This is a genomic window from Nostoc sp. (assembly GCF_036917775.1).
Classification (GTDB): Bacteria; Cyanobacteriota; Cyanobacteriia; order Cyanobacteriales; family Nostocaceae; genus Nostoc.
The window spans coordinates 39,536-52,831 of record NZ_JBALEQ010000113.1 but is presented as its reverse complement, the minus strand read 5'-3'; the positions used below and the strand labels follow the sequence as shown (position 1 = coordinate 52,831).

Sequence of the window (13,296 nt, the reverse complement as noted above, 5' to 3'; positions counted from 1 at the left end):
AGCAAATAAAGCGATCGCCAAGCTATATGTATAACTGAGATTACACGATACTAAAATCTCGAATAGTGTTGCAATGCCAACCTTGCTGCACCCACGATCCCAGCAAAATTGCCTAACTCGGCTGGCAAAATCTGTAAACCATCTCGTGATAAAGGCTGCACCCGCTTCTCAATTTCTGCCTTTACTGCTGGTAAGAAAAACTCAAAGCTGCCACTTATACCGCCACCAATGACGATCGCTTGCGGTGTGAGTACATAAATCAAACTCGTCAAGCCAATTCCCAGATTTCTACCATACTCTTGCCAAAAAGTCAATGCTGCGGCTTCTCCTTGTTGAGCCAGAACACCCAATTCTATGGGTTCCTTGAGAGTGCGGCGGCGAATGGCAGTAGCAGAGGCATGTTGTTCTAAAGATCCTTGATTGCCACTATTACAAATTGGCCCATCAGGATTTAATGAAATTAAACCCAATTCCCCGGCGGCTCCTTGATGTCCAACAAATAGTTTGCCATCGAGGATAATTGCGCCACCAACCCCAGTTCCTAAAGTTAGGAGAATCAGATTTTGAAATTGGCGACCGGCTCCCAGCCAAGCTTCTCCCAAAAGAGCGCAGTTGGCATCGTTAGCGATCGCAGTAGGTTTGCCAGTTTTAGCTTCTAACCAGTCTGCTAAAGGGACATCGATCCATCCAGGTAAGTTAATGGCGATTTTAGCAATGCGTCCTACTGCATCAGAGGGGCCAGGAGTCCCAACACCAATAGCAAAAGTTTCATTATTTGGATCAATTTGCGCGATCGCATCTACCAGTACTGCCAGCACGGCCTCCGGCGTTGTCGGTTGGGGAGCCGCCACAGTCAAAGATTGCAGACAAGTACCATCGGCTGTAAACCGCCCCAGCTTAATTGCTGTTCCCCCTACATCAATGCCAATTACTTGAATTTTATCATTTGTCATTTGTCATTTGTCATTGGTAATTGGTGAACAGCTATTCGCTATTATTGGTGCGAGTAGTTTTCATCCCCGATCTGTTCGCGTAGCATCGCCCCCTGGAAGAAGACGCGAAGCTTTCAATTCCGATTTTTGTAAATTAGCAAAATTCGTCGTGCGGAAACTCGATTGCTCGTGCCAAGCTGTAACTGGCGCACCTCTTAAGATGCCAGCAAGGGCAACAGAAAGGAGAAACCCACCAGTTGCGGCGGCAATTAACGTCAGGTTATCTTTCACACAAATCTCTCCAGTTATCAAATTACTAGTTATTAATGATTAGCCCGTTGACTGATAAGTGTCCACTGTTTACTAATTATTTTCGGATTCTATTTTCTCTCCGTAATCGGGGATTGACAAATTCGTTTAACCCTTCACCAAGTAGTGATAACCCTACCACCATGAATGTCATGGTTAAACCAGGAAAAAGCGTAGTCCACCAAATGCCAGTAGGTAGAGCTTCTAAGGCTTGTTTTAAATCATGTCCCCATTCTGCCACTTCTTCGGGAAGTCCTAGCCCCAAAAAGCCCAAACCGCCCAACACCAAAATTGCATCAGCAGCGTTGAGTGTAAAGAGGACGGGTACGCTTTGAATGACATTGAAAAATAGATAACGAGAAAGCACAACCCAAGTGGAAGCGCCCATTGCTTGAGCTGCTTCGATGAAGACTTCAGTTTTCACACTAACGGTATGGTTGCGAACAACGCGGTAATATTGGGGAATGTAAGCAATGCTAATAGCGATCGCTGCATTTAATATCCCACGCCCCACCACAAACGCCAGTGTCACAGACAGCAGTAGCCCCGGTAAAGTGTAGATGCTATCCATCATAAACAGCAACACTTTATCCAATTTACCGCCGAGATAACCACTCAGCATCCCCAGAGGCACACCGATAATCATACTCAGTGCTGTTGCCAAAATCACCACCTGCAAAGCAGCTTGAGCACCGAACAATGTCCGGGAGAAGACATCATAACCCAGGCGACTAGTGCCAAACCAATGTTTAGCTGAGGGTGGCTCGTGAATTGGATTAGAGAGAAAATCTTTCGGGTTTTGCAGCCATCCCCAAGCTTGCAATACAGGAGCGAAAAATGCCAGGAAGATGAAAAATAGGGTGATGGCTAACCCAAAAAGCATAAGTTTTTGGGAAAGATTAGAACTTTTGCCAAACTGTAAAAATGTCGGTAGTCGCCGTTTTGTAATGGCCATAAAGCGATCGCCTGGAGCAAAGCTTGATACGCTGACCATTTTACATATCAGATAGGGTATTGCGTAAATATCCTTAATAAAATAGGACTTACGCAAATCATGATAAAACGAACCGCAATCGCGCAGCGTCTCGTCAGAGAAGGACGCAAAGGACACAAAGCAATAAGAGTTTCAGAGAGTTCTTGCGTAAGTCCTGTAAAAGTCAGACCGCTTCACGGTATATACAGAGCTAGACTGAGGTAGAGGAGAGATTATGCCTTATTTTTGCTAGAGATAAATTACCAGCCCGTATTACCACAAAGTTTAATTATTCCAAGTAGAAAAAATTTTAATATGCTTTGATATGCCCGCAAGAGATATTTATCATAATGCTGTTAAGAATGCCTTAATTCAAGAAGGCTGGATAATTACAGATGATCCCCTACATTTAAAGTGGGGTCAAAAAGATATGTATGTAGATTTAGGAGCTAAACAACTCTTAGCCGCAGAACAAGGCTGTAAAAAAATAGCTGTAGAAATTAAAAGTTTTGTTAGTCCTTCGGAAATGGCAGACCTCAAAGATGCTATTGGGGGATTTATCATGTATCGTGCTGTTATCTTATCGTCTAGAACCAGAAAGAACATTATATTTGGCAGTGCGCGACAGCGTATTTACAGCTTTGTTTGAGGAACCAATTGGTACACTTTTAATAGAAACTGAAAATCTAAAGTTACTCGTTTTTAATCCAGAAACTGAGAGGATTATCCAATGGATACCTTAGATAATTATCGACGGATCATCAAAGAGGTATTAGTACCCTACACACAGATTCCTTATTCGCACGCAGCGATTGAATGTAAAGTAGTATTTGATAGCGAAAATGATAGTTATTTGCTGATAACTTTAGGCTGGGATGGTGTAAAGCGAATTCACGGTTGCTTAGTTCATATTGACATTATTGATGACAAAATTTGGGTGCAACGAGATGATACAGAAGAGGGTGTTACCTACGAATTAGTTGCAGCAGGAATTCCCAAAGAGAAAATTGTCTTGGGATTTCACCCGCCAAATGTTAGGCAACACACAGGATATGCTATTGCCTAACTTATTAAGCGGGCATAGGGCATTGGGCATGGGGTATTGGTTATTTCTCTCACTCCCTCACTCCCTCACTCCCATGCCCCAGTCCCTAAAGATTACTTTCAATTAACTGGCGATATTCGGTTTTTTGCTTCACGCCTTTAACTTCCTTCACCAATTCCTTGTTTTTGAACAATTGAACCGTTGGAGTTCCGGTCACACCAGCATTTTCAGCAATATCTCGGTCTTTGTCGATGTCAATTTCCACAAAGTGAATAATGCTTTCAAATTCATCCACCACTTTATTTAAAATTGGCTTCAGGGTATGACAAGGGCCACAACCAGGTGAGACGTATTTAACTAGGAGTAAGCGATCGCTTTCATGGAACAATTTCCGTAGAGCATAACCTCCCTCATGGCGCGTTTCATTCAAATTAAATCCAGCTTCTTCCTCGGCTTCAGTCTTTTTAGCTGGCTGATGTTCTAATTCATTGTCTGCTATTTCTGGCTGTTGATGGAATTCTTGAATCAAGCCAGTGGACGACAACCAACGTTCTGCCAACATCGCCGCCATACAACCAGTACCCGCAGCCGTAATTGCTTGCCGAAACTCATGATCTTGTACATCGCCAGCAGCAAAAACGCCTTCTACGCTGGTTTCCACAGAACCAGGCTTAGTGACAACGTAACCTACCTCATCCAGTTCTAACTGACCTTTAAATAGAGACGTGTTGGGAGTGTGACCAACGGCGTAGAATAAACCCTTAGCGTGCAGTTTGCTCTCTTCACCAGTTTTAGTATTACGGACTTTCACCCCTTCCATGTGACCATTACCGAAGATATCCACGGCTTCTGTGTTCCAATGCACTTGGATTTTTGGGTTGCTCAAAACCCTGTCTTGCATGGCTTTAGAAGCCCGCATTTTATCGGTGCGTACTAACATATTTACCTTAGAACCGTATTTGGTGAGGTAAATAGACTCTTCCGCCGCCGAGTCGCCAGCACCAATTACAGCCAATTCTGCACCGTGAAAAATTGGTGTTGCACCATCGCAAATTGCACAAGCGGAAATACCCCGACTCCAGAATTCATGTTCGCTGGGTAAGCCTAAACGCTTTGCTGTCGCACCCGTAGCAATGACAATGCTATTGGTTTTAATTTCCCTTTCTTGCGATCGCACTGTAAATGGACGCTGACTCAAGTCAACTGATATAACATCTTCAGTATATAGTTCCGCTCCCCAGCGCTCCGCCTGCGCCTTCATCTGATCCATGAGTTCCGGCCCAGTAATCCCTTTGGGAAATCCAGGAAAATTCTCAACTTCCGTCGTGGTCATTAGTTGCCCACCAGGTAATCCCCCGGCTTGGAAACCTTCAAAGACAACGGGTTTCAGGTTAGCGCGTCCCGCATAAATAGCTGCTGTGTAACCTGCTGGGCCAGAACCGATAATTACCAAGTTTTCTACTGTCGGGTTAGTCATGAAAATATACGAACTCATAACGACTACGTTTAATATAGCATAACAAATTGCGATCGGCTACGCCAGATGGGAAGCGATCGCCTGATGTGTCTTTTGTTAAAGCTGATTACCTCAAGAAGACCAAGCGCGACTTTGTAGAGTTAGTTCCAGACTTGATGGTTGAGATTAAATCTAAAAGCGACAGAATCAAACCGCTTGAAGAGAAGATTCAGCTATTTTTGCTGGGTCTACAGTGGGCATATTGATTGACCCTGACAAATTGACGGTAACGGTTTATCGAATAAACCAAGCTCTGGTGGTAATGCAGAATGGCAGCACACTCACACTCCCAGACTTGCTACCAGGTTGGGAACTGGCAATATCAGAGTTGTGGCCACCTGAGTTTGAGTAAGGCGCTTTCACAATCGAAGTTGAAAATCTAGCCCTTGGTTAACACCAGTGGCTCAGTAATGTTTGTGCCCTTTTGTCTGGATGCAAGAATTTATCGCCACGAGCAAAAACGCCTTCCACACTGGTTTGTACAGAACAGTGTTTACCCCAATGTAACTTATCTGATCCAGTTCTAATTGACTCTTAAATATTGTGATAGAAACCCTCATAAGTTGGGAATACTCAAGATTGGGCGTGCCGCTAGCTTGGACAGCATGGCAAATGTTTGCAGGTATGTCTTAGCTGTCAACAAGAGTTGGCGTAACGGTGGGGAGCATCAGAGCAAAGTTATTATGAGGAGCAATTTCAATGCCCAGTCCAACATCTGATTTTTTCTATAAAAGTTTTAATGCTTGACCCACAATAGGTAGAAAAAACGATACAAAGTAGAAAAATACAAAAAAATGACAGACATTAAACTTCATATTGGTGGACATCAAACACATCCAGACTGGAAAATATTCGATATCGAACCTCGTCCAGAAGTAGATTATATTGGGAACGCATCTGATTTAAGTCAATTTGAAAGTAATTCAATTGCCGCAATTTATGCCAGTCATGTTCTAGAACATTTTTATCATGCAATAGATAATGAGCTAATCAATACATTAACAGAATGGTATCGTGTTCTAAAACCAGGCGGACAACTTTTTATTAGTGTTCCCGACTTAAATACATTGTGTTGGCTTTATCTTTTTCCAGGAATTAAATTAGTTGATCGTTTATATTTAATGCAGATTATATTTGGGGCGCAAACCAATATATATGATGTTCACAAAGTAGGATTTGATTTTGAAATCTTGGCTGTATGTTTAGAACAAGTTGGTTTTACCAAATATCAACAAGTACAAGAATTTGGTTTATTTAATGATTCCAGTAAAATGCGTGTTTCAAGTATACTTGTTAGCCTAAATGTAATTGCTAATAAATAAAAATTTTAAATTCAAATCAACCTTTCACTTAATATATAATAGGCGTTAATTTTTAAATTATTGCCAAAAATGGTAGCTTTTGACCGTCAATGTTTTTACAGACAACCTAAAGAAATAGCCCAATCTACTTTATCCATCTAAAAAATACTACCAGGAGCAACTTTAATGACCAGTCCAGCATCTGATTTACTAGATAAAATTCGTCAGCAATTTGATACTTCTCCTTATCCTAGAGTTCCTCTTGATAAATCCCCTAAAGATAATTCTAATTTGCTTTACATTCATAACTTAATTACACCTTACTATTTAAGGAATCAAAAAGTTATCGATACCAAAGATAAAGTAATTTTGGATGCTGGATGTGGTACTGGTTATAAATCATTAGTCTTGGCAGAAGCTAATCCAGGTGCAAAAATTGTTGGTATTGACATATCAGAAGAATCAATTAAATTAGCACAGCAACGTTTAGAACATCACGGATTTGACAATGCAGAATTTCATGTAGTGCCAATTCAAGAATTGCCAAAACTCGATTACCAATTTGACTATATTAATTGTGATGAGGTTCTATATCTTTTTCCTGATTTAGCTGCTGCCTTACAAGGAATGATATCTGTTTTAAAGCCTAATGGTATAATTCGTAGCAACCTGCATAGTTCAATCCAGAGATTTCCTTATTTTCGCGCTCAGAAAGTCTTTAAAATGATGGGTTTGATGGAAGAAAATCCACAAGACTTAGAAATGGAAATTGTAGTAGAAACAATGAAAGCTTTGAAAGATAATGTCGAACTCAAAGCTAGAACTTGGAATTCTAATAAGTATGAAGGAGAGAACGGAAAAGAAGGAATTTTAATGAATTACTTATTTCAAGGAGATAAAGGTTACACCATTTCTGATATGTTTACGGCTTTAAAAGTAGCCGATCTAGAGTTTATCAGTATGGTTAACTGGCGACAGTGGGACTTAATAAATTTGTTTAAAGAACCAGATAATTTGCCTGCTTTTCTGGGCATGAGTTTACCAGAAATTTCTATAGAAGAGCGGCTACAGTTATTTGAACTAATACATCCTATTCATCGGCTGATTGACTTTTGGTGCGGTCATTCTAATCAAGTACAGACTTTTCTCCCAGTTTCAGAATGGGCTGACTCTGATTGGCGACTGGCAAAAGTGAGTCTGCATCCTCAGTTAAAAAGTCGCAATTTTCAAGAAGAACTCGTGGCCTGTATTACAGAATTCAGAATATTTCCTATCAGTAACTATTTATCACTAGTTGAGGAATTTGTGGGGATAGATAGCTCATTAGCATTTTGCCTGATACCTTTATTAGAACAACCCCAGCCGATGAAGTTCTTAGTAGAGCGCTGGAAACAATTTAGACCTTTAGATCCTATAACCTTAAAGCCTACAGATGAAGAACAAGCTTTTCAGATGGTGCAACAGCTGTTACTGATGCTGGAGAGTTTTGGTTACTTAATGTTGGAACGCCAATCCTAAGCAAGTATGTATAGTACATTCCAACCTGTCAACTCTCCCATAGAGTCTTCGTAAGTTGGAAAAGGGCTGAAGTGATCTTTAATAACCCGCAACCAGTATCAATCGTATCTCCCCGATGGCTTCAACAGTAGATTTCTTTAACCGAACAATACCGAGATTGGAGGGTCTGCAACTGATATAACCCTTTATATATAAGGAAAATAGCCTAATAATCTAGCAAGATCGCCATATAAATAAAAACACAGTTGAATAGTTTAAAAAAATTTTGAGGTGGGGTGATATGAAACTAAATACGAGTGGGTAAGTTATATCTAGAACACACAACCACATCCTACACCAGGGAAAACACTTATGAAAACCGAATTGAAAGCAAAGTTTCTCCAACACATCATCGGCAAAAAAAAGGAAAACGAAGGTTTCACACTTATTGAATTACTAGTAGTAATTATCATTATCGGTATTTTGTCTGCGATCGCACTACCTTCTTTCTTGAACCAAGCTAACAAAGGTAAGCAGTCAGAAGCTAAACAGTATACTGGTTCCATGAACCGCGCTCAACAAGCATACTTTTTAGAAAATGCTGCATTTACTACTAGTATGGATCAGTTAGGACTTGGTATTAGAACCCAAACTGAAAATTATATTTACAAGGTGGCCGGGAATGATACTCTAGTTACCAATAATGGTTTATCTCTCAAAGCACCTCTCAAATCCTACGCAGGGGTTGGTGTTAGATCAATAGTATTATCTACCAGTGAAGCAACTACTCTAGCTGTGTTATGTCAATCGAATGCTGTTGGTTCGAATGCTACATCAGCTAGTGTAGCTGGAACAGCGTCAGCAACTTCCCCAACCCAACCAACATGTCCCACTGATTTTTCAGAGTTGACATCGAAGTAAAAACTGGATTTATATATCTAATTGCAAGCTTTATAAAGTGGGTAGTTTAGGCTACCCACTTTAATTTTGTTCTCAATTCTGGGAATAGTACTAGTACTATCCTGAAAATTCTTAACTATGACTTCTGTAAAAATTCCTACTAACATCACTCCATCAGAGCAGCAAGCCCAGCAATATTTTATCAAAGGTAACTATACTCAAGCTGCTAGCTGCTATGAACAAGCTATCGAAACAGAACCAGAAGTGAAATCTCACTACTGGAACTTAGGATTAATGTTGCTATTGCAGGGACAAGAAGCAGAAGCGCAGATGACTTGGCTGCTGGGTATGGAAGAAGGTGAAGCCGAACAAGTTGAGCAATGGACTGTGGAATTGATAAAGGTTCTGCAAACCGAAGCCGAACGCAGAGAGACACTGGCAGATTATTCAGTTGCTTGGGCAATTCGCCAACATATACGAGAAATTTCTCCTATATATGTGAATAATCTTCTGTATTTGATTGAGCTATCTATCAAGCTAAAAACTTTTACTGGTGATGAATTAACTTCCCTAGAGGTAATTGAGTTAATTCAGTCAGAAGCAATTATAGATATTGAGTTATTGTTGCAAGTATTGGGGAGTATCATCAATGATGACCCTTTGCATCCCTCTGTCTTAGAGTTTGTAGAATGTTGTCTAACCCATATTAGTGAGCCTCAATCTTTCATTAATATTTTGCTGCCAGCAGCAGTTAAAATTATCTATTCTATGCGGCAGCCTAAGGTAGCAATATCATTGGTTGAGCTATGTTTACGGCTGGAACCTGAAAATACAGAACTTCTGCGCCATCTCGCTGCCTTTTATATAAGAGATTACAATTATTATCAAGGAATAGAAATTGCTAAACAATGCTACTCACTTTCAAAGAGTTTAACCGAGAAAATCTTTGCTAAACACTTAATACAGCGAGGGTTAATGGAATGTACTGGTTATTGGAATGAAGCTTGTACAGTTTTCCTAGAGCAAGAATTTTTAATTAATTCTTTAATAGAAGAACAACCTCTCAATGTTGAATCAGCTAGCGTTTTACGTCTATTTAATGCTAACTATTATGCCCCTTATTTACAAGATAATCCGCAGAAAAATAGACAAGTTCAGAATCAATTGGCGCAGCTTTGCCAGCTTAATGTGCAAGAATATGCCACTGAAAAAGTTCAGCGATATAAACAACGTAGTTCACATAATATAAATAAGAAAATAAAGATTGGCTACTTATCTCATTGTTTATCTAGGCATTCAGTTGGCTGGTTAGCTAGGTGGCTAATTCAACACCATACCCGCGAACAGTTTGATATTTATGGCTATTTTTTAAATTATAAACAGGTAGATGATTCGTTGCAAGAATGGTATGTCCAGCAATTTAATCAAGCTTATCTAGGGGGACTTTATAGTGATGATATTGCTGAAAAAATCTCCGAAGATGAAATTGATATTTTAATCGATTTGGATAGTATTACTCTAGATATTACTTGTGAAATAATGGCGCTTAAACCTGCACCTGTACAAGTAACATGGTTGGGTTGGGATGCTTCGGGTATACCAGCAGTTGATTACTTTATTGCTGATCCTTATGTTTTACCCGATTCTGCTCAGGAGTACTATACAGAAAAAATCTGGCGATTACCGCAAACTTATATAGCGGTGGATGGTTTTGAAATCGGTGTACCAACTTTACGACGGGATTCTCTAGATATTCCTAGTAATGCTGTAGTTTTTCTGAGCGCTCAAAGAGGATTTAAGCGCCATCCTGATACAGCACGGCTGCAAATGAAAATTATTAAGGAAGTGCCTAATAGCTATTTTTTAATAAAAGGGATAGCAGATTCTGAAGGTGTGCGGAAATTTTTTATGCAGTTAGCAGAAGAAGAGGGTGTAGAGTATTCACGTCTACGATTTTTAGACTTAGATCCTTCTGAGTCTGTTCACAGAGCAAATTTAGCCATTGCTGATGTTGTATTAGATACTTATCCTTATAACGGCGCTACGACAACCTTAGAAACACTTTGGATGGGTATTCCCTTAGTAAGCAGAGTTGGACAGCAATTTGCCGCCCGAAATAGCTACACCATGATGATAAATGCTGGTATCACAGAAGGTATTGCGTGGACTGATGAAGAGTATGTAGAGTGGGGTGTGCGTTTGGGGAAAGATGAAGCTTTACGCCAGCAGGTGGCTTTGAAGTTGAAAGCATCTCGACAAACAGCACCACTGTGGAATGGTAAGCAGTTTACCCGTGAAATGGAGAAAGCTTACCAGCAAATGTGGCAAAGGTATATTGAGAAAAAATAAGTTCGTAGTGAGGGCTGAAGCCCTCAAAACAACCTATTACAGCAACTAAAAACCCCTCTCCAAACCTCTCTCCGTTTCGGGGAGAGGCTTTGAATCTTACTCCCCTTCCCTACAAGGGAAGGGGCTGGGGGTTAGGTCTTGTATTAGACTCAACCCAGAAGCGCTATAGGCAAAACAACCCAAGCACAAATTATTAAGTTTGTAGTGAGCGCTTCAGTGCTTACTACAAACTTCTTTATAAAAGGCTTCTAAACCTTCGACACAAGCTTTATCATCAAAAAGACGATCGTGATTTTGGCTCATTCTTTCTGCAATAGTGCCTCGCCAAGCCGGATCTAGTCCTAATTTGACAGCAATTTCAATATATTCAGTTTCGTTTTCAGCAATGGTATCTGTCACTCCTAGCATTTTTAAAAAGCTGTCAGAGTGACGACCACGCATAAATTCTCCAGGACAGGTGACAATGGGAAGATTACAAGCGATCGCTTCTAGAGTAGTATTACCACCAGACCAAGTAAATGTATCTAAATAAACGTCTGAAAGTAAGTTAATCATTAGATAGTCTAGCCGGTCTGGAATATTGAGGAATACACAGTAATCCTCACTGTTAAGTCCAACAGCAGCAAAAGCACGCTTTAAACGTGGCTCAAGTAAAGTACCACGCAAAAACACAAATTTAGCTTCAGGAAGACGACGAGCAATTTTCGCAAAAATAAAATCATATTGCGGTAGGTATTTAAAAGGAGCTTGACAGCACAAATAAATGACTGCATCATCTCCTAACCCAAAATCTGAACGGGTTTTAATAACTGAGGGAATATATGGCTTAGGGTAAGAAACCCCTATATTGGGTAAGCGAATTAATTTTTCTGAGTAATGTTCTTGGGCATTTTCGGCTTCCATTAACTCGCTAGATAAAAAGTAATCAATTGTGGGTAAGCCAGTCGTTACCGGATGCCCCCAAGCCACACATTGCAAAGGCGCAAGCCGCAGACCAGCCATTTGCATGGTTTGCGCGTCCATACCTATTTCAGGAAAGACTAAGATATGCAATTTATCAGCAATTATTTGTTCACAAGCTGCTGATAAGTTATAAGGAATATGGTGAAAAACATCGCTGTAATTTTGGAACTGTTGGGTAACAGGATCTGGCTCATTTCCTGTGTAGTAACAGTAAATTTCAAAGTTTTGGCGATCGCAGTAACGTAACCAGCCAGTTAGCCACAATGTGCCACTATAAGAATGCAGGTAATGTGAAGCGTAACCAATACGAATTTTTTGATTAGGCTGAAACTTAGGCATAGATAAAGGAACTACCCATTGTGGATAGTTAGCTGCCATAATTTCATGTACTAATTTTCCATACTGGCGTTGCAAATCTATATCATTTTGTGCTTGATATGATAAGTAAAAATTTGTGAGGCGACCTATACCTGCTAAAGCACTTTGTTGCTCTTCTTTAGTTCTCAGAGATGTTTGCTGAATTAAATCTTGTAGTCCTTGAATAAAGCGCTGGCGATAGAAGTTAATTTCCTCTTTATTTTCGTATATTGATGGAACTGTTAAATATTTGAGAATTTGAAAGGTGTAATCATTCGGTAAGCATTTTGCAGCATTCTCTGCACTTAATATTGCTTCTTGAATACGTCCATTACGCCGCAACTCGATGATTAATGAAAAATGTAATCTTCCTTCTTGAGGGTAAAGTTTAATTCCTTGCTGGAGAGTCTGGAAATATTCGTCTAGCTGGTTTAATTGTCTATAGCAATAACTTAAATTGTAATAAATATCTGCATCACCCGATTGGATTTCTAAAAGTTTTTGATATTGGGCGATCGCTTCTGTCCATCTGCCCTCTTGAAATAATCTACTACTTAAATCAAAAACTAGCTTCTCTATATGTATATTATTGAAACTTCCTATTTGATACGCTGGGATATTCTCTATTATAAATGATGCTAAAGCATCTAGATTTTCATGTTGTAGAATAATTCGACCGTGGAGGAAAGGAGCTATAGCTCTCAATTCAAGTTCATCTAAATTTCCCAGCAGAGAAATTTCACATTCTACAGTAATATCAAAATTTTCTGTTAGTAGCAGATTCATCGCCACAGTAGATAAAACTAAATTGGCATCATCTTCAGAAATGCCATTAGTATTTATAAGTAACGTTATCTGGTTACTATCAGAATGATTGAGTACTGTTTTAATTACTTGCTCTAATTCTATAATTAGCCCCTCTTCTGATTGTGACCAATCAGGAAGAATTATAATATTGATATTTCCCTCTTTCACAGTTAATGCGTCTGAAATAGATACTTGCACTGTGTTAATTAAATTATTTTGCTTCACGTTTAAATTACCTTTAATTAGCTAATACATATATTTAATACAAAGCATTTAAAAACTCGAATTTATTTTTAAATAGTATAAACTAAAATATTTACAACTAAAAATAAAATCATTCAAAGTAT

Annotated in this window: 10 protein-coding genes and 2 pseudogenes; 7 read left to right on the top strand and 5 right to left on the bottom strand. The window is 39.5% G+C overall.

The annotated features are described in order from the left end of the window. Nucleotides 1-50 precede the first annotated feature (50 nt). The 3 genes from V7K69_RS22870 to V7K69_RS22860 all read right to left on the bottom strand — a co-directional run bounded on the left by V7K69_RS22870 (nt 51) and on the right by V7K69_RS22860 (nt 2,196). Complete coding sequence (locus V7K69_RS22870; protein WP_335038543.1) at nt 51-953, bottom strand: ROK family protein; 903 nt, start codon at nt 951-953, stop codon at nt 51-53. A gap of 60 nt (nt 954-1,013) precedes the next feature. After that, entirely contained in the window at nt 1,014-1,223 is a 210-nt protein-coding gene (locus V7K69_RS22865) for a hypothetical protein (RefSeq protein ID WP_335038541.1), read from the bottom strand. Between the two features lie 76 nt (nt 1,224-1,299). Continuing rightward, a complete protein-coding gene (locus tag V7K69_RS22860; RefSeq protein ID WP_335038746.1) occupies nt 1,300-2,196 on the bottom strand; it encodes an ABC transporter permease in 897 nt (298 codons plus the stop codon). Between the two features lie 343 nt (nt 2,197-2,539). Between V7K69_RS22860 and V7K69_RS22855 the strand changes: the two are divergent. Continuing rightward, a pseudogene (locus V7K69_RS22855) lies at nt 2,540-2,882 on the top strand (element excision factor XisH family protein); the annotation flags it as partial. Nucleotides 2,883-2,944: 62 nt separating this feature from the next. Then, nucleotides 2,945-3,280: a XisI protein gene (locus tag V7K69_RS22845; protein WP_335038534.1), complete on the top strand. Its 336-nt coding sequence runs from the start codon at nt 2,945-2,947 to the stop codon at nt 3,278-3,280. Between the two features lie 85 nt (nt 3,281-3,365). Here V7K69_RS22845 and trxB read toward each other — a convergent pair whose 3' ends face one another. Then, entirely contained in the window at nt 3,366-4,736 is a 1,371-nt protein-coding gene (gene trxB, locus V7K69_RS22840; RefSeq protein ID WP_335038744.1) for a thioredoxin-disulfide reductase, read from the bottom strand. A 74-nt stretch (nt 4,737-4,810) separates the two neighbouring features. Here trxB and V7K69_RS22835 point away from each other — a divergent pair. From V7K69_RS22835 to V7K69_RS22815, 5 genes and pseudogenes are all read left to right on the top strand, one after another. Continuing rightward, nucleotides 4,811-5,127: pseudogene (locus V7K69_RS22835) on the top strand (Uma2 family endonuclease); the annotation flags it as partial. A gap of 442 nt (nt 5,128-5,569) precedes the next feature. Continuing rightward, the gene (locus V7K69_RS22830; protein WP_335038532.1) at nt 5,570-6,097 is read left to right on the top strand and encodes a class I SAM-dependent methyltransferase; all 528 of its coding nucleotides are present in this window, start codon (nt 5,570-5,572) and stop codon (nt 6,095-6,097) included. 165 nt (nt 6,098-6,262) lie between these two features. Next, entirely contained in the window at nt 6,263-7,594 is a 1,332-nt protein-coding gene (locus V7K69_RS22825) for a class I SAM-dependent methyltransferase (RefSeq protein WP_335038530.1), read from the top strand. Between the two features lie 351 nt (nt 7,595-7,945). Continuing rightward, nucleotides 7,946-8,494, top strand: a complete 549-nt coding sequence (locus V7K69_RS22820) for a type IV pilin-like G/H family protein (protein ID WP_335038528.1) — start codon at nt 7,946-7,948, stop codon at nt 8,492-8,494. A 117-nt stretch (nt 8,495-8,611) separates the two neighbouring features. Continuing rightward, nucleotides 8,612-10,822: an O-linked N-acetylglucosamine transferase, SPINDLY family protein gene (locus V7K69_RS22815; protein ID WP_335038526.1), complete on the top strand. Its 2,211-nt coding sequence runs from the start codon at nt 8,612-8,614 to the stop codon at nt 10,820-10,822. Nucleotides 10,823-11,035: 213 nt separating this feature from the next. Here the strand turns inward: V7K69_RS22815 and V7K69_RS22810 are convergent, their stop codons facing one another. Further along, on the bottom strand, nt 11,036-13,174 hold the full coding sequence (locus V7K69_RS22810) for an O-linked N-acetylglucosamine transferase, SPINDLY family protein (RefSeq protein ID WP_335038524.1): 2,139 nt from the start codon (nt 13,172-13,174) through the stop codon (nt 11,036-11,038). Between the last annotated feature and the right edge of the window lie 122 nt (nt 13,175-13,296).